Here is a 16,389-nt window from a genome sequence, read left to right on the forward strand (position 1 = left end):
TCGCGGCAGGTGGACGTTTCAGGGCCGCGAGGGCCTGGGTCCCGGGTCTGCGCCGCACCATTCCGCGCTGCGGCGCCCCCGGAACGACGATCACGCGAACGCCGGGTTGATCTGCTTGCAGGCCTCGACAAGGCCCTGCACGGCCTCGACGGACTTCGCGAACATGGCCTTCTCGGCATCGTTGAAGGCGATCTCGACGATGCGCTCGACGCCGTTCTCGCCGATCACGACGGGGACGCCGACATAGAGGTCCTTCACCCCGTACTGCCCCGTGAGGTGCGCGGCACAGGGCAGGATCCGCTTCTGGTCCTTGAGGTAGCTCTCCGCCATCGAGATGGCGGACGCCGCCGGGGCATAGAAGGCCGAGCCCGTCTTCAGCAGCGCGACGATCTCGCCGCCGCCCTTGCGGGTTCGCTCGACGATGGAGTCGAGCTTTTCCTGGGTGAGCCAGCCGGAGGCGACGAGCTCGGGCAGCGGGACGCCGCCGACCGAGGAGTGGCGCACCAGCGGCACCATGTCGTCGCCATGGCCGCCCAAGGTCATCGCGTGCACGTCGCGCACCGAGACCTTCAGCTCCTCGGCGAGGAAGTAGCGGAAGCGCGCGCTGTCGAGCACGCCGGCCATGCCGATCACCTTGTTGGCAGGCAGGCCGGAAGCCTTCTGCAGCGCCCACACCATCGCGTCGAGCGGGTTGGTGATGCAGATGACGAAGGCGTCGGGAGCGTGGGCCTTCAGGCCGGCGCCGACCGCCTCCATGACCTTCAGGTTGATGCCGAGCAGGTCGTCGCGGCTCATGCCGGGCTTGCGTGGCACGCCGGCGGTCACGATGACAACGTCGGCCCCGGCGATCGCCTCGTAGGACTGCGTGCCGGAATAATGCGTGTCGAAGCCCGACACGGGGGAGGATTCGGCGATGTCGAGGCCCTTGCCCTGCGGGACACCCTCGGCGATGTCGAAGAGGACGACGTCGCCCAGCTCCTTCAGGCCGGCGAGGTGGGCGAGAGTGCCGCCGATCTGACCTGCACCGATCAGTGCGATCTTCTTGCGCGCCATGGGCTGGGTTCCCTTCGGACTTGGACGGGTCGGTTCGACCTCGGTGGGCGTCGACCAGCGGGAAAGGCAGACATCCCCTCCGCTGCATTGCGGGAGAACGGCTTAGACCCAAATCCGTGAACGCTTCAAGTCGTCGGAAAGGCTAAGCCGGAGCGGTTTTGGACGCGGCTGAAACGGCGAAAAGAATACGACGGACAGGAAATTTATCAATTAGGCCAAAGCGTTGGAACTTAGAGGCGGTGCAGCGAGCTTACAATCAGTCACTGAAACGTGTCCGTGACAAAAAACACTATCTGTCATTTGTCATGGCTTTTTCAGGCCGTGGTGAGCGAAAGGTTTTCGCCTGGACGGCCGGCCCAGCCATTTCCGGCGTGTCTCGACAACCGCTGTCTTGCCTGTTCCCGGCGCTCAGGCGATACCTGATTTCAGCGCCCGCCGGACCGCCGCCAGGGTCAGCGACAGCCGCTCCTCCAGGGTCCGGCGCGGCACCTCCCGGTCGGCGAGGACGGAGGCGGGGGTCACGAAACGATGCACGAGGTCGAGGATCAGCGTCACCGCGCGATCGCGCCGCCGCACCGTGAAGACGGCCGACCCGATCCCTTCCTCGACCACCCTGTCCAGCAGCGTGCGCACGCGCGCCCTGTGCTTGCGCGCCACGCCCCGGCCCTCCTGCATGGCGTCGGCAAAGACATCGAAGAGGTAGGGGTCGGCCTCCAGCCGGTCGCGCTGGGCCCCCGCGAGCGCCGTCAGCATGCGCTCGAGCTTGTCGTCGGCCGGGTCCGGCGCATCCGCGACGTCGGCGAGCAGCAGCTCCAGCGGCTTCAGCCAGGCGGCCGTGACGGCATCCGCGAGTGCCGTCTTGGAGGGGAAGTAGCGGTAGACATTGGCATGCGTCATCCCCGCTTCCTGGGCGATGCCGGTGACAGTGGTCCGGGAGGCTCCGAAGCGGCGCAGATGCTCGGTCGCCACGGCGAGGATGCGCGCATCGACCGAGGCGTGGGAGGAGCCCGACTGCGGCATGGCGCTCCCCCCGTTCTCAGGTCTCGACGATCCCCGTCGTGTCGCCTGAAGCGCGGGAATCGCCGCGCCCGTGTGGCAGAGCCAGATACTCCTGCGAGCGCATCTCGATCAAGCGGGAGGCCGTGCGCGCAAACTCGAAGGCCTCCCGCCCGTCCTCGGCCGTGTAGAGCCCGTCCGGCTCGGCCTCGGCCGTCGCCACCAGTTTCACATGCGCGTCGTAGAGCGCATCGACGAGGGTGATGAAGCGCTTTGCCTCGTTGCGCTTCTCCACGCCCATGACCGGGATCCCGTCGATCAGCACGGTCCTGTAGCGCGCCGCGACGGCGAGGTAGTCGGACCCGCCCAGCGGCCTCTCGCACAGGTCGGCAAAGGTGAAGCGCGCCACGTCGCCCGCTGCGAGCGGCACCTCGACCTCCCTCCCCTTCACGGAGAGCACCTCCCTTTGCGGTGGCATGCCCCGGGCCAGGCTGCGGAAGGCGGCGTTCAGTGCGGCGCGGGACTCGGGACCGGGCGGCACGTGCCAGACATTGGCCCCCGCCAGCTTCTCGAGCCGGTAATCCGTGCGAGCATCGAGCTGCAGCACCTCCATCTTTTCCTGGATGAGCTCGACGAAGGGCAGGAACAGCGCCCGGTTCAGGCCTCCCTCGTAGAGCCGCGACGGCTCGACATTGGAGGTGGCCACCACCGTCACGCCGTCCGCGAACAGCGCCGAGAAGAGGCGCCCCAGGATCATGGCGTCGGCGATGTCGGTGACGGTGAACTCGTCAAAGCAAAGCACCGATGCCTGGTCCGCCAGCGCGGCAGCGACGCTCGGAATGGGATCGGTGTCCTTCACCTCGCCCCGCTTCACCTGCTGGCGGAAGGCGTGGATGCGGTCGTGCACATCGGCCATGAAGCCGAGGAAATGGGCCCGCCTCTTGTCGGGAACCGGCAGGGTCTCGAAGAAGAGGTCCATCAGCATGGTCTTGCCGCGCCCGACGGAGCCCCGGATGTAAAGCCCGCGCGGCACCGCCACCGGCGCCTTGCGGCCGAAAAGCCAGCCGAGTGCCCGGCCCTTGCGTGCCAGCGCCTTCTCGGCGAGCGCCGTGCGCAGCGCGTCGAGTTTGCGGACGACGGCGGCCTGCGCGGGGTCGGGGTCGATCAGTCCGGCGGAGAGGAGCGCCCTGTAGCGGCCCTCGACGGTCTGGCTGGAATGCGGCAAGGCGAACCCCGGAATGCGGATCAGGCAGAGGCAGCCTCTCGCAATTCCGTGAAGGTCGGGTCAAGAGGAACGACAGGCAGCACAGGCCCAAGCCGGGACCGCCAGAGTGGTTCCCGCGCGTAGTCCTGGATGGCTTCGTCGCTGTGCTCCTCGCAAAGCCGCATCGGCAACGGGGGAGCTTCTCGTTGCCCAGGTCCTCAGACGGGGACGCGCGGGCCGGGCATCAGGTCGTAAGGACCCTTCCAGTTCGGCAGGGCGGCGATGCGCTCCTTCCAGGCGGAAATCGCCTTGTAGCCGCTCCAGTCGATGCCGGTCGGCTCGTCATAGAAGACATAGCCGGCGAGGGAGAGGTCGGCGATCGTCGGGCTGGCACCCACCAGGAATGGCGACTGCGACAGCCGCTTCTCGACGATGGCGTTCGCCGACTGCGCGCGCCCGCGCAGGAATTCGGTGACGGGTGTCTCGCCGGTCTTGGCGAAGTTGAGCAGAAAACGGAGCGTGGCGAAGTAGCTCGTGAACTTGTGGTTGTCGAACATGATCCAGCGCAGCGCCTCGTAGCGCTCCTCGCCTTGCCCGGCGAAATGGCCGGTCGTGTCCGCCAGCCATTGCAGGATGGCGCCGGACTGCGAGCGACGATGTCCGCCGTGCTCCAGGACGGGCGCCTCGCCCATCTCGTTCAGCTCCGACCGGAACGCATCCGTGCGGGTCTGCTTGCCGACGAAGAAGTCGACATAGACCGGCTCCCAGTCGAGCCCTGCGAGCTGCAGGAAGAGCGCCACCTTGTAGGAGTTGCCGGACTGTCCGAAGCAATGCAGGCGATATTCGGCCATGTGCGTATCCCGCAGGTTGGAGCTCATCGGTTGTAGACCAGCGCCGCGCCACCGGCGAACTCGCCCCGGCCACCCAGCGCCTCCTCGATGCGTAGCATTTCGTTCCACTTGGCAGTGCGCTCGCCGCGCGTGATCGAGCCCACCTTGAACTGCCCGGGGTCCCAGCCCACAGCGAGATGCGCGATGGTCACGTCCTCTGTCTCGCCCGACCGGGCGGAGACGATGGTGCCGAAGCCCGCTGCCTGCCCGGCCTCCAGCGCCGCACGCGTCTCGGTGATCGTGCCGGCCTGGTTGGGCTTGACGAGCACGGCCGTGCAGTCCCCGTCCGCCGCGGCCTGCCGCACGCGGCCAGCATCCGTGACGAGGAAATCATCGCCGATCACCTGCACCGTCCCGCCATGGGCGGCGGTGAAGGCGCGGAAGCCGTCCGCGTCGTCCTCCGCCAGCGGATCCTCGATCGAGACGATGGGGTAGCGCGCGATCCACGTGCCCAGCAGGTCGATCATCCCGCCCGTGTCCAGCTCCCGGCCGTCGCGCGCCAGCCTGTAGAGCCCACCCCGGCCGAATTCGGAAGCCGCGATGTCCAGCGAGATGGCGACCTCCTCGCCGGGCCGGTAACCGGCCCGCTCGATGGCCGCGACCAGCGTGTCCAGCGCCTCCTCGCTGGAGGCGAAGGCGGGCCAGAACCCGCCCTCATCCGCCACGCCCTGCAGCAAGCCGCGCTCGGCCAGGATCTTGCCGGCCGCCCGGTAGACCTCTGCGGTGCGGTCCAGCGCCTCGGCGAAGCTGCCGGCCGAGGGACAGACCACCATGAAGTCCTGCACGTCGACGCGCCGCGCCGCATGGGCCCCGCCGCCGAAGATCTGGATCTCCGGCAGCGGGATCCGCACACGCCGTTCACCCGCGAGATGATGCCAGAGCGGCACGCCCTGGGCGGCCGCGGCTGCGTGCAGCACGGCCATCGACGTGGCGATCAGGGCATTGCCGCCCAGCCGCGTCTTGCCCGGCGTGCCGTCGAGATCCACCAGCGCGGCGTCGATCTCGTCCTGCCTGAGCACGTCCATGCCGCGCAGCGCTATAGCGATCTCGCCATCGACGGCCGCCGCCGCACGGCGCACGTCGAGCCCGCCGAACGCATCGCCTCCGTCTCGCAGGTCGAGTGCCTCGCCCGATCCCGTCGAAGCGCCCGCCGGCGCGATCGCCCGGCCCACCGCGCCGCCGGACAGCACGACCTCCGCCTCGAGCGTGGGCCGTCCCCGCGAGTCCCAGACACGGCGGGCACGGACGGTCTCGATCAGCGTGCGGGTCATGGACTGGTCCTGGTGTGGGAGGCGAGAGCGTCCGACCACCTTGCGCGGATGCTGGCGAGGCGGGCCGGGGGCGCGGCGATCAGGGGAAGTGCCGTGGCGCGGACGAGATCGCGCTGGCCATCGCTCGTGATGTACTCGACCGGCGACTTGCCGTCGACGCGCGCCAGGAACAGGGCCGGCAGCAGCCGCGCGGCGCGGCTCTCCACCTCGGCGTTGTGTTCCCAGTCCACGCCCGCCAGGTAGGCCGAGACCAGCGCGTCGAAGCAGGCAAGGAACGCATCGGCCCTGTCTGGCCGGGCCAGGCATTTCAGGAGCAGGTGGTTGGCGCAGAAGGCGATGTCGAAGGCGGGGTCGCCGTACCAAGCGCACTCCGCGTCAAGGAAGACCGGCCCGCCGGGGCCGTGCAGGAGGTTCTTCGGCGACACGTCGCCATGCACCAGCGCGACCTTGCGCGCCAGCGTGTCGCGCGAGAGTCCCATGAGCGCATCGGCAACGCCGGAATGCCGGGCTGCCGTCGCTTCGAGATAGGGTTCGAGCCGGATGGCATGGAAGATCGCGTCGGTGGCAAAGCGGTCCCGCACGTCCTCTCGGCCGGCGGTCGCCGCGTGGATTCCGGCGAGCGTTCGGCCGACGCGGCCGGCAAAGTCCGGCTCGGCGTGCCCGGCCAGCAGTTCGGCCTTCCAGACCGGATGGTCGGCGGGGTCGAGGTACTCCATCGCGAACAGTCCGGCCGCGGGGTCGTCGGCGAGGATCGCCGGGACGCATCCGGGCACGGCCCTGCCGGCTTCGCGCAGCCAGGCCACCTCGTAGACGTTCCGCTCGACCGGGGCACGCCAGTCGGCCGCCACGCGCAGCTTGGCGAGCGCCTGCTTGACGACGAAGGTCCCGCGCCCGGTGCGGATACGGAGGATGTCGGAGGAGACGCCGCCTGTCAGCGGCTCGGCACGCAGGTCTTCGCCTTCGGCCAGAAGGCCCAGCGTTCGCAGACGGTCCGCGAGGCCGTCGTGGTCGGCATCCTCTGTGGCGTCGTGCGGCATCGGCGTCTCCGGCCGCAGGATGTGCACGCGCGCGGACGGGTGACAAGGTGGCCGGGGCCCGCCGCCGTTGAGGCGGCTCCCAGGGTCAGGGGACCTTGCGCCGACGATACTCGGACGGGTCCATGAACTCGCCCGCCCATAGCCCTTTCCGGCTCGCCCTCGCCTCGCCTTCCTCGGCGACATAGGCGGTGCTGTAGCGCCTGAATGCGATCGCGTAGCCCTCCTGCACCATCCAGCGCGAGAGATCCGTGCCGTCGTCGCGCACGCAGATGGCGACCATGCGTCCGTAGCGGTCGCGGTCGATCTGCTCGCATTCCACCGGGGCCGCTCCGACGAGGTCGGCGAGGGCGAAGGCCGCGCGCCGGCCACACGGCCAGGATATCCCGGACCCGCTGGTGCAACTCTGCGAGCTTTCCGGCGCGTCGATCCCGGTCAGGCGGATGCGTTCGCCCCGGATCTCGATCGTGTCGCCGTCGATCACCGAAGCGCGGCCGATTACGTGGGCGGGCCCGGCCAAAATCGGCGTGGGAATGAAGACCAGGAGAAGGGCGACGCAGAGCGGGATTCGGATGGTCATGCACCGTGCTAACCCAGAGGGCGCTACACGGCAAACGAGTGTGATAAAGATGTATAAGCTTTAGATTGCACAACCTGAATACTGATTGTCGCGCGTATTGCGCTTTCAGGCCGTTTTGGCCACCCCAGGACTGTGGAACGGCGAGTTACGAGATTTTTCTCCCGAAAAACGCACACGAAACAGATCAGCCTGCATTACCGAAGAAACGAAGAGGCGCGCAACAAGCCAAGATACGTAAAACGTCAAGGATACACGCGTCAGTATCCATTTACGGAAATACAAGCGTTGATCGTGAATACTCAGTGCAGACATCAAGCCCGGCGTATGACGTCGGCCATGACTCTCCGGAGGTCCACTTGGCAGTCGATCTGGCAACCCCGATCCTCGTCGTGGACGACTACTCCACGATGCGGCGTATTCTCCGCAATTTGCTGAAGCAGCTCGGCTTCGAGAATGTCGACGAAGCTCCCGACGGCCAGGAAGCCGTTGCCCTGATGCGCAAGCGCAGCTATGGACTCGTCATATCCGACTGGAACATGGAGCCGATGAGCGGGCTGGACCTGCTGCGCACCGTGCGCTCCGACGACAGGCTCTCCCGCACGCCGTTCATGCTCGTCACGGCTGCCGAGAAGCCGGAATACGCGGATACAGCGAGATCAGCCAAGGCGAGCAGCTACCTCGTCAAGCCCTTCACCGTTCACACGCTCAAGGCCCAGATCGATTCGATCGTAGGCCGCTGAGTTTGCATGGCCGGCATCTCCGGCCGGGAACTCTGGACCCTGTACCATCCGATCGGCGTTGGTCGGATCGCCGCGGCCGCGTGCCGGGGCGCATGGTGGTGACAGGGGGCGAATCGTATGCTCGAGGACGTGGCCGCGCCCGGACCGTCATGGGATCGGGACGCGGCAAGACCGGATGAGTCCGGCAGGCTCTCCTGGGTCGGAGTAGCCTCCGCTGCACCCTATTTCGTCGTCGACGACGGCACCCCGTGGACGCCTGTCGGGCACAACGACGCCATCACATGGCCCGAGCTGCAGGGACTTTTCCGCCGCCGCGATCTCGCCGGCGTGGAAGCCCATCTGCGCGCGCTCGTGGCGTCAGGCGTCACATGCATCCGGCTGATGCTGGAATACGCACAGGTCCGCCACCGCTACATCGAGCGTCCTGCCGGTGCCTTCCCGCCCGCCATGGTGCAGCTGTGGGACGATCTGTTCGCCCTGTGCGAGCGCACCGGGATGCGCATCCTGCTCACACCGTTCGATACGTTCTGGACCTGGCTGCACTGGCGCCACCACCCCTACAACGCGGCGCATGGCGGCCCGCTGGATCACCCGTCCCGCCTGCTCCTGTGCTCTTCCACCCGTGCGGCGATCAAGGCGCGCCTCTCCTTCGCGGTGCGCCGGTGGGGCGGGAGCGGGGCGCTCTTCGCCTGGGACTTGTGGAACGAGATCCACCCCGCCCAGGGCGGTGACAGCGCCGATGCCTTCATGGAGTTCATCGAGGACCTGTCGGTCCACGTCCGGAGCCTGGAGGAAGAGCTTTACGGCCGCACGCACCCGCAGACCGTGTCACTCTTCGGGCCGGAACTCGTCTGGCGCCCGCACATGCCCTTGGCCGAGCCGATCTTCCGGCATCCCTGCCTGGATTTTGCGACGCTGCACATCTATGAGCAGGGCACCATCGACGACCCGCGCGACACGGTCGCGCCGGCCCTCGCCATGGCCCGGATCGTCGCCGGCGCGATCGCGGAAACGGCCCAAGTCCGGCCCTTCCTCGACACCGAGCATGGACCGATCCACACCTTCAAGGACCGCAAGAAGACGCTGCCGGAGCGCTTCGACGACGAGTACTTCCGTCACATGCAGTGGGCTCACCTCGCTGCGGGCGGCGCGGGCGGAGGCATGCGTTGGCCCAACCGGAAGCCGCATGTGCTGACGCTGGGGATGCGCCGGGCACAGAAGGCACTCTCGGATTTCCTGCCGCTGATCGACTGGCCTCGCTTCCGGCGCACCCCGCTTGCAGAGGGGCTGACGGCCTCCCACCCGGCGCTCCGCCTGGTCGGATGCGGGGACGGTGAGCAGGCGGTGCTGTGGGCGGTCCGCAAGGACAGCGTCGGGCTTGACCGGCGCTTAAGGGAGGATGCGGCGCCCCTTATGGCGGCAATCGAGGTTCCGGGTTTGCACGACGGCGCATTCATCGCCACCCTCTGGGACACCCATCAGGGACGGGAGTGCGGCCTTGTGGAGGCTCACGCACATTCGGGGCGCCTCCTCTTCCCGGAAATCCCCGTGGGCAGAGACCTCGCCATCGCCGTGAAGCGGACACGATGATCCGCAGACCGGGCGGCTCGCAGCCGAGCAGCGCGGCAGTTCGGACTTTGCGCAACTCGCTCCGCCTTTGATCCACGTCAATTGGGGATGACGAACGGAGTGTCACTCTATGTTGACACTCTCCCGGAGGAAGCGGCCATGCGCATCCTGTTCGTGCACCCCAATTATCATTCGGGCGGCGCCGAAATCGCCGGCAACTGGCCGCCGGCATGGGTCGCCTACCCCACGGGGGCGCTGAAGGAGGCGGGCTACACCGACGTCCTCTTCTACGACGCGATGACCAACGACATCCCCGACGACCGCCTGCGCGAGTTGATCCGCGAGGCCCAGCCGGACGTCATCGGCACCACGGCCATCACGCCCTCCATCTACAAGGCAGAGCGTGTACTGGAGATCGCGCGGCAGGTCTGCCCGAAGGCGATCACCGTGCTGGGCGGGGTGCACGCCACTTTCATGTACAACCAGGTGCTGCCCGAGGCTCCCTGGATCGACGTCATCGTCCGCGGCGAAGGCGAGGAGATCATCGTCGATCTCATCCGCGCAATCGAGGATGGGCGCTGGGAGAGCGATCGCCAGTCGATCAAGGGCCTCGCCTATCTGGAGGCCGGCAAGGTGGTGGCCACCGCCGCAGCCCCGACCGTGAAGAACATCGATGCGCTGAAGCCCGACTGGAGCGTGCTCCAGTGGGACAAGTACATGTACATCCCGCTGGGCAAGCGCGTCGCGATCCCCAACATGGCGCGCGGCTGCCCGTTTACCTGCAGCTTCTGCAGCCAGTGGAAATTCTGGCGCGACTACCGCATCCGCGATCCCAAGAGCGTCGTCGACGAGATCGAGACGCTGGTGAAGGAGCACAATGTCGGCTTCTTCATCCTCGCGGACGAGGAGCCCACCATCAACCGCAAGAAGTTCGTGGCCTTTTGCGAAGAGCTGATCCGCCGCGACCTCGGCATCGAGTGGGGCATCAACACCCGGGTCACCGACATCCTGCGCGACGAGGAACTGCTGCCGCTCTACCGCAAGGCGGGGCTCCTGCATGTCTCGCTGGGCACCGAAGCGGCTGCCCAGATGAAACTCGATCTCTTCAACAAGGAAACGACCATCGACCAGAACCGCAAGGCCATCCGCCTCCTGCGCGAAGCCGGCATGGTGGTCGAGGCGCAGTTCATCGTCGGCCTGGAGAACGAGACCGCCGAGACGCTGGAAGAAACCTATCGCATGGCCTGCGAGTGGAAGCCGGACCTCGCCAACTGGGCGATGTACACGCCGTGGCCGTTCTCCGACCTGTTCAAGGAGCTCGGCGACAAGGTCGAGATCTTCGACTACGAGAAGTACAACTTCGTCACGCCGATCATTCGCCCCGAGGCGATGGACCGCGGCGAACTCCTCGACCGCGTGATGAACAACTACCGCCGCTTCTACATGAAGAAGGCGCTGTTCTCCTATCCCTGGTCGGGCACCGGCGCCCGGCGACGCTACCTGCTGGGCTGCCTCAAGGCGTTCCTGAAGGCCGGCTTCGAGCGCAAGTTCTACGACCTCGGCAAGGTCGACTACTGGGGCCCGCAATCGCGCAAGAAGGTCGAGTTCCGCTTCGACCCGACCCGCCAGCGCGCGCCCGACGAGCAGGTGGAGTGGCAGACGACGCACAACCGCAAGAAGAAGGGCCAGGCGGCGGCCGAGGCCATGGCCTGCGGCGGCGGACGGCAGCAGATGGAGGAGGTTGCCGCGCCGGCGCCCACCGGACCGCGCGTCGCCTTCACCCGGGGCGGTCCGCGGAAGCCGTGAGCCATGTCGGCTTCTGGCACGGCGGTCAATGCCGGCCTTGCGCCGGCCGTCACCCAGGGCCTGATCGGCCCCAACGCGATCACGCGGATGGACGAGGCGCTGGTGACGCTGCAGGGCGCGGCGGTGCGCAACGCCGTGTTCCGGCGCGCGGGTCTGATGCGGCACGTGCTCGCGCCGCCCGAGGCCATGATCCCCGACGAGGACGGCGCGCGGCTTCACCGTGCGGTTCTCGACGAGCTAGGCTACGAGGCTGCCCAGGCTGCCGGCCGCGATGCCGGACGTCGCACGGCGGCATACCTCCTTGCGAACCGCATCCCACGGCAGGCCCAGGCGGTGCTGCGCCTTCTGCCGCCCCGGTTGGCGCTCGCTCTTCTTCTGAAGGCGATCAGCAAGCACAGCTGGACGTTCGCCGGCGCCGGGCGCTTCAGCTACCGGACAGGCCCGGTGACGACACTCGTCATCGAGGGCGGCCCGGTGGCACGGGGCGTCAGGTGCGACGGCCCGGCATGCGCCTTCTACGCGGAAACCTTCCAGGCGCTGTTCCGGGCCATCGTCTCTTCGAGGGCAGATGTCAGGGAAGTCGAGTGCCAGGCGGCGGGAGGGACGGCTTGCCGCTTCGAGGTGAGGCTGTCGTGAACGGCCTCAGCGGAGGAACGCGAAGCCGATCGTCGGTGCGGCGACGATCCAGAGGAACAGAACGATTCCGATGATGCTGTGATCCATGGCTGCGCTCCGTGCAGGGCATGTGGCGGATTGCCTTGACGCGGCAACGTCCCGCCACCGGCCCGGTTCCGGACGGCACGGAGGGATCACGGGCCTGCGGAGTCGAGGGCGAGGCATGCGGCGCCCACCATGCCGGCGGCGTCGCCCAGCTCCGCGCGGGCGAGGTCAACCGCCCGGAAGTGGGGTAGCGCGCGCTTCTGGATGACTTCCCGGATCCCGGGCTCCAGCAGATCGAAAAGGGCCGAGACCCCTCCGCCGACGACGACGCGCCGCGGCGAGAACAGGTGCAGCAGGTTCACGATGCCGATGCCCAGCCAGCGCGCCTCGGCGTGGAGCAACTGCTGGGCCAGCGCGTCGCCCTGTGCGGCTGCCTGCCCGACATGGCGGGCGGTGACGGGTGCCGTCCCTGCACAGGCGGCGATCAGGGAGCCGGACCGCTCCCGCAGGGCCGCCCGGGCGGCGCGCCCCAGCGCAGTGCCGGAAGCCAGCGCCTCCCAGCAGCCGCGGTTGCCGCACGCGCAGGGCTCGGACGTGTCGGAGACGGTCATGTGCCCGACATGCCCCGCGAGGCCCAGGCGTCCGCGCAGCAGGCGCCCTCCGCTCACCACCCCGCCGCCGATACCAGTACTCACGGTGATGTAGACGAAGTCGTCCATGCCCCGGCCCGCACCGTGCCGCCATTCGCCATAGGCCGCCGCGTGGCCGTCATTGTCGAGCGTCACGGGAAGCCCGGTAAGCTCGGCCAGCGGGCCGGTGAGCGCGGCACCGTCCCACCCCGGCAGCGTCGGCGGCGTCAGCAGCACGCCGCGCTCCGCGTCCAGCGGCCCGGGCGCGCACAGGCCGATGGCCACGGGCGCTGCGCCGGTCGCGACCGACCGCACCATCTCCGCCATGGTTCTCACGGCCGCAGCGGATCCGGCGGCGACGTCGGTCGGGGTTGTCTCCCTGGCCAGAACGCTGCCATCCCCGGCGACGACGCCGACGCGGAGCTCCGTGCCGCCGAGGTCGATGCCGACGGCGTGCTTCACCGGGCGGCGGCTCCCGCGGGGCCCGGGAGGCCGCGCGCCCAGGCGATCCGGGCGCCGAGATCGGGCGCACCGAAGGCGAGCGAGCCCATCACCACCGTCTCCGCCCCGGCGGCCCGCAGCACCGGCACGGTGTTCTCGCGGATGCCGCCGTCGGCAGCGAGGACGATGCGCCCGGGACGCGCGGATCCCGCGATCAGCCTGCGCGCATCTTCGATCCGGCCGGGCGCCTCGGCGGCGAGCCCCTGCCCCTTGACCCCGATGGCCGTGCCGAGAAGCGTCAGGAAGCGAAGGCGATCCAGCCACGGGCCCGCCTGTGCCACCGGCGTCTCCACCCGCAGCACCAGCCCGGCAGGGACGCCGAGCCGATCGAGCAGGTCGAGCGCCTGCGGCAGCACCGCGGCGTTCTCGACATGGGCGCTGATGACGTCGGCTCCCGCCTCGGCAAACTGCTCGATCTGGGAGAGCAGGATGCCGTCGGCCACCATCAGGTGCACATGGATCGGCATGTCGGTGACCGACCGCACCCGCGCGACCTGATCGGGGAAGAACAGGAAGGCGGGGGCGAAATGTCCGTCGGCGACGTCGACATGCAGCACGTCTGCATGGCCCTCGATGCGCGCCACGTCGTCCGCCAGCCGGATCAGGTCGGCCGACCACAGCGAGAACTCGCAAAGCAGCCGGCTTTCGGGCAGCTGGTCCAGTCTCTCGCGCGCGGTTCGGGTCATCTGGGTCTCCGGTCAGTCGATCGTATCGAGGAAGGCGAGGAGCGCGGCGCGGAACTCCTGCAGGTAACGCGCCTTGTCGAGCGCCTTGGGCGTGATCTCGACGAGGCGCGCGCCCGGGATCATGCCGGCGAGCGCGCGTGCGTGGGCCAGCGGGTGGATGACGTCGCGCTCGTGGCCGATGACGAGGGTCGGCACGGAGATGGCCGCGACCTCGTCCGGCGTGACGCCGGGGCCATCGGCCGAGATCGCCCTCAGCAGCGCAGCCGTCACGGTCAACGGTTCGCGCGAGAAGAACGATTCCAGCGAGGCGAGATTATCGGGCGCCTCGCGGGCCAGCCTTTCCCGCAGCGGCGCGGCGTGGAACATCGCCCTCGCCTGCTCCGGCGGGTAGTTGGACAGAAGCTCGCCCACCACGGCGTTCGGTGCCAGCGAATCGGGTGCGGCCTCCGTCACCCAGGCGGGCCGGGCGAGAACGAGCGCCTTCACCAGCTCGGGCCGTGTCACCGCGAGGCGCAGCGCGATCGCCGCCCCCATCGAGATACCGCCGACGACGGCGCTGTCGACCCCGCGCCACGCCGCCGCCGCGGCGATGTCGCCCGCGAAGGTGGCGATGGAGAAGGCGGACGGGTCACCCGGCTCCGATCCGCCATGCCCCCGGCATTCCAGCGTCAGCCGACGGCGCGGGAGCGTCGGCGGGAACACCTCCGCGATCTGCTCCTCGCTGCCGCACAGCCCGTGCTGGAAGATGAAGGGTGGTTCCGTCGTGCCGCTGTCCACCAGACGCAGATAGACGCCATGTCGATCGAAGACGTGTTCGTTCTCATCCATGGCGCGCTCAGGCCCGGCCGGCCAGCAGGCCGCGCAGATAGGCGGCGACTTCGGGCGCTTCGGCCGCCGACAGGCCGTGCGTGACGAGCGGGCCGTCGAAGCCCGCCTGACGGAGGCGGCCGACGAAGTGAGGAAAGTCGACGACGCCCTTGCCCGCCGTCGCGAAGCCGCCGTCGGGCGCGCGGTCCTTGGCGTGCGCCATCGCGATCCGATCGCCGAGGAGACCGACGGCTTCCTCGACGAGGCGGCGCCGTTCCTCCACGCCCGCCACCTCGAACAAATTGGCGGGGTCGAGCACGATCCGGATGCGGGGCGAGCGGAGCTCATCGATCAGGCGGCGGGCCGCGGGGGCGCTGTCGACGACATTGGCGAGCTCTGGCTCGACGCCGAGTTCGAGGCCGTGGCGGTCCGCGATGCCGACCGCCTTTTCCATCTCCACGAGAAGGTCGCGCCAGGCTTCCGGTGTCTGGTTGTCGGGGTGGGCGCGCCACTGGTCGTCGGCATCCCGCGTGCCCGTGCAGAGCGTGACCAGCCTCGTCCCCATCGCGGCACAGGCGCCGGCGATGGCCTCCAGCCGGCGCAGACCCGCGGCACGAGCGGCGGGATCGGGGTGGATCATGTTGTAGGTGCCGGAGACGGCGGCGATCGACACGCCCGTCGCGGCCGCGGCTGCCGCAACGCTCGCGGCCAGGTCCGGCGGGACCTCGTCGGGCATGGAGGGCAGGCCGAGGCAGGCCATGTTGAACTGCACCGTCGCATAGCCCGCATCCCGCGCGGCGGCCAGAACGGTGGCGGCGTCCGATCCCTCGAAGGTCTTGGCGAAGATTCCGGGCTGCATTCAGAGCCCTCCGCTCACGTCGGCGAGCCTGACCGGCTTGCCGGTGCGTGCCGACTCGGCGACCGCCACCATGGCCCGCACCGAGGCGATGCCGTCCTCCACGCCCGCGCCTTCCATGGGCGCGCCTTTCAGGATCACGTCGGCGAAGCCTTCGACCTGGCGGCGGTAGAAGTGCCCGTCGGCGCCCAGCACCCGGCGGGTGGTGGCGTCCTTCTCGTGGAAGATGTCGACGTCGCTCGTCTTATAATACCAGGGATTGTAGGTCTTCCCGAGCACGCTGCCGTTCTGGCCGTAGATCTGGAAGCCCTCGTGCCAGTCCATGCGCACCGCGATGGTGAGGTCGAGGTGGCCCAGCGCACCGGAGGCGAAGGCCACGTCGACGAACCAGCAATAGGCGCCGAAGCGCTCGCGCAGCCGCGCCTCGACCTCGACGATGTCGCCCCCGAAATAGCGCGCGGTATCGATCAGGTGGCAGCCATGCGCGAGCATGAAGTATGTGCGCAGGTCCGCCTTGGGGTTCCCGGCCGGCTTCTTCGCCTTGGCGCTCGTCACCATCAGCGGCTGGACGGCATCGGTCATCGGATAGCGATGGGTGCTGTCGCAGTACCACGCCTTCAGCGCGAGCAGCTCGCCCATCTCGCCGTCGATGAAGGCCTTTGCGGCCTGCAGCCCGGCGTCGAAGCGCTTCATGTGGCCGACCTGGAGCACTTTGCCGGAACTGCTGACCGCGGCCCGCAGCCCCTCCACTTCCTCGACCGTGACCCCGAGCGGCTTCTCGCAGAGCACGTGCTTGCCGGCCTGCAGCGCGCGCAGGGCGGCGGGGACGTGGAAGGCATCGGATGTCGCGACGATCACCGCCTCGAGGTCGGGGTCGGCGAGCATCGCGTCATAGTCCGCGAAGCTCTTTCGCGGAGCATGCGTCCAGGCCATGCGCTCGCGCAAATCGTCCGCGACGTCGCAGATGGCGTAGAGCTCGGCATTGCGCGCCTTTGTGCAGCTCTCGAAATGCGCGGCCTGCGCGATGGGCCCGCAGCCCAGCACGCCCACGCGGAGGAGGCGGTCTTCTTTCTTGGGCACCGATATCTCCGTTCGCGACGGCAGGCG

The 16,389-nt window shown here is 68.7% G+C and carries 16 protein-coding genes; 4 read left to right on the plus strand and 12 right to left on the minus strand.

What is annotated here, in order from left to right; translation table 11 throughout:
* Positions 1–90: 90 nt before the first annotated feature.
* The 7 genes from mdh to AC5JCN_RS15610 all read right to left on the minus strand — a co-directional run bounded on the left by mdh (position 91) and on the right by AC5JCN_RS15610 (position 7,028).
* Positions 91–1,053 carry a malate dehydrogenase gene (gene mdh, locus AC5JCN_RS15580; protein ID WP_495755995.1) on the minus strand — a complete coding sequence of 321 codons (963 nt, stop codon included), beginning with the start codon at positions 1,051–1,053 and terminating at the stop codon, positions 91–93.
* Positions 1,054–1,461: 408 nt separating this feature from the next.
* Complete coding sequence (locus AC5JCN_RS15585) at positions 1,462–2,073, minus strand: TetR/AcrR family transcriptional regulator (RefSeq protein ID WP_495755996.1); 612 nt, start codon at positions 2,071–2,073, stop codon at positions 1,462–1,464.
* Positions 2,074–2,089: 16 nt separating this feature from the next.
* The gene (gene zapE / locus AC5JCN_RS15590) at positions 2,090–3,274 is read right to left on the minus strand and encodes a cell division protein ZapE (RefSeq protein WP_495755997.1); all 1,185 of its coding nucleotides are present in this window, start codon (positions 3,272–3,274) and stop codon (positions 2,090–2,092) included.
* A 197-nt stretch (positions 3,275–3,471) separates the two neighbouring features.
* Positions 3,472–4,104, minus strand: a complete 633-nt coding sequence (locus AC5JCN_RS15595) for a glutathione S-transferase family protein (protein WP_495755998.1) — start codon at positions 4,102–4,104, stop codon at positions 3,472–3,474.
* A 23-nt stretch (positions 4,105–4,127) separates the two neighbouring features.
* Complete coding sequence (gene eno, locus AC5JCN_RS15600) at positions 4,128–5,414, minus strand: phosphopyruvate hydratase (RefSeq protein WP_495755999.1); 1,287 nt, start codon at positions 5,412–5,414, stop codon at positions 4,128–4,130.
* On the minus strand, positions 5,411–6,451 hold the full coding sequence (locus AC5JCN_RS15605) for a phosphotransferase (RefSeq protein WP_495756000.1): 1,041 nt from the start codon (positions 6,449–6,451) through the stop codon (positions 5,411–5,413). Before AC5JCN_RS15605 ends, eno begins: the two co-directional genes overlap by 4 nt.
* An 85-nt stretch (positions 6,452–6,536) precedes the next feature.
* A complete protein-coding gene (locus AC5JCN_RS15610; protein WP_495756001.1) occupies positions 6,537–7,028 on the minus strand; it encodes a thermonuclease family protein in 492 nt (163 codons plus the stop codon).
* A 356-nt stretch (positions 7,029–7,384) separates the two neighbouring features.
* Between AC5JCN_RS15610 and AC5JCN_RS15615 the strand changes: the two genes are divergently transcribed.
* The 4 genes from AC5JCN_RS15615 to bchJ all read left to right on the plus strand — a co-directional run bounded on the left by AC5JCN_RS15615 (position 7,385) and on the right by bchJ (position 11,779).
* Positions 7,385–7,768 carry a response regulator gene (locus tag AC5JCN_RS15615; RefSeq protein WP_495756002.1) on the plus strand — a complete coding sequence of 128 codons (384 nt, stop codon included), beginning with the start codon at positions 7,385–7,387 and terminating at the stop codon, positions 7,766–7,768.
* 117 nt (positions 7,769–7,885) lie between these two features.
* Positions 7,886–9,358: a glycoside hydrolase 5 family protein gene (locus AC5JCN_RS15620; protein ID WP_495756003.1), complete on the plus strand. Its 1,473-nt coding sequence runs from the start codon at positions 7,886–7,888 to the stop codon at positions 9,356–9,358.
* A gap of 138 nt (positions 9,359–9,496) precedes the next feature.
* On the plus strand, positions 9,497–11,143 hold the full coding sequence (gene bchE / locus AC5JCN_RS15625; protein WP_495756004.1) for a magnesium-protoporphyrin IX monomethyl ester anaerobic oxidative cyclase: 1,647 nt from the start codon (positions 9,497–9,499) through the stop codon (positions 11,141–11,143).
* A gap of 3 nt (positions 11,144–11,146) precedes the next feature.
* Positions 11,147–11,779, plus strand: coding sequence for a bacteriochlorophyll 4-vinyl reductase (bchJ, locus tag AC5JCN_RS15630; protein ID WP_495756005.1), 633 nt, complete (start codon positions 11,147–11,149; stop codon positions 11,777–11,779).
* Between the two features lie 173 nt (positions 11,780–11,952).
* Here the strand turns inward: bchJ and AC5JCN_RS15635 are convergent, their stop codons facing one another.
* From AC5JCN_RS15635 to AC5JCN_RS15655, 5 genes are read right to left on the minus strand one after another with little or no spacing between them, the layout of a single operon-like run.
* On the minus strand, positions 11,953–12,894 hold the full coding sequence (locus AC5JCN_RS15635; RefSeq protein WP_495756006.1) for an ROK family protein: 942 nt from the start codon (positions 12,892–12,894) through the stop codon (positions 11,953–11,955).
* A complete protein-coding gene (locus tag AC5JCN_RS15640) occupies positions 12,891–13,619 on the minus strand; it encodes a ribulose-phosphate 3-epimerase (protein WP_495756007.1) in 729 nt (242 codons plus the stop codon). The genes AC5JCN_RS15635 and AC5JCN_RS15640 overlap by 4 nt, the downstream gene beginning before the upstream one ends.
* 12 nt (positions 13,620–13,631) lie before the next feature.
* Entirely contained in the window at positions 13,632–14,447 is an 816-nt protein-coding gene (locus AC5JCN_RS15645) for an alpha/beta fold hydrolase (RefSeq protein ID WP_495756008.1), read from the minus strand.
* A gap of 7 nt (positions 14,448–14,454) precedes the next feature.
* Positions 14,455–15,285: a sugar phosphate isomerase/epimerase family protein gene (locus AC5JCN_RS15650; RefSeq protein ID WP_495756009.1), complete on the minus strand. Its 831-nt coding sequence runs from the start codon at positions 15,283–15,285 to the stop codon at positions 14,455–14,457.
* On the minus strand, positions 15,286–16,362 hold the full coding sequence (locus AC5JCN_RS15655) for a Gfo/Idh/MocA family protein (RefSeq protein WP_495756010.1): 1,077 nt from the start codon (positions 16,360–16,362) through the stop codon (positions 15,286–15,288).
* Positions 16,363–16,389 lie beyond the last annotated feature (27 nt).

It is taken from the genome of Alsobacter sp., from assembly GCF_059501845.1.

Bases quoted from the DNA above. Each gene is read 5' to 3' on its own strand.
- mdh (WP_495755995.1), bottom strand. From the start codon at position 1,053: ATGGCGCGCAAGAAGATCGCACTGATCGGTGCAGGTCAGATCGGCGGC.
- AC5JCN_RS15585 (WP_495755996.1), bottom strand. From the start codon at position 2,073: ATGCCGCAGTCGGGCTCCTCCCACGCCTCGGTCGATGCGCGCATCCTC.
- AC5JCN_RS15595 (WP_495755998.1), bottom strand. From the start codon at position 4,104: ATGGCCGAATATCGCCTGCATTGCTTCGGACAGTCCGGCAACTCCTAC.
- eno (WP_495755999.1), bottom strand. From the start codon at position 5,414: ATGACCCGCACGCTGATCGAGACCGTCCGTGCCCGCCGTGTCTGGGAC.
- AC5JCN_RS15605 (WP_495756000.1), bottom strand. From the start codon at position 6,451: ATGCCGCACGACGCCACAGAGGATGCCGACCACGACGGCCTCGCGGAC.
- AC5JCN_RS15610 (WP_495756001.1), bottom strand. From the start codon at position 7,028: ATGACCATCCGAATCCCGCTCTGCGTCGCCCTTCTCCTGGTCTTCATT.
- AC5JCN_RS15620 (WP_495756003.1), top strand. From the start codon at position 7,886: ATGCTCGAGGACGTGGCCGCGCCCGGACCGTCATGGGATCGGGACGCG.
- bchE (WP_495756004.1), top strand. From the start codon at position 9,497: ATGCGCATCCTGTTCGTGCACCCCAATTATCATTCGGGCGGCGCCGAA.
- bchJ (WP_495756005.1), top strand. From the start codon at position 11,147: ATGTCGGCTTCTGGCACGGCGGTCAATGCCGGCCTTGCGCCGGCCGTC.
- AC5JCN_RS15640 (WP_495756007.1), bottom strand. From the start codon at position 13,619: ATGACCCGAACCGCGCGCGAGAGACTGGACCAGCTGCCCGAAAGCCGG.
- AC5JCN_RS15645 (WP_495756008.1), bottom strand. From the start codon at position 14,447: ATGGATGAGAACGAACACGTCTTCGATCGACATGGCGTCTATCTGCGT.
- AC5JCN_RS15650 (WP_495756009.1), bottom strand. From the start codon at position 15,285: ATGCAGCCCGGAATCTTCGCCAAGACCTTCGAGGGATCGGACGCCGCC.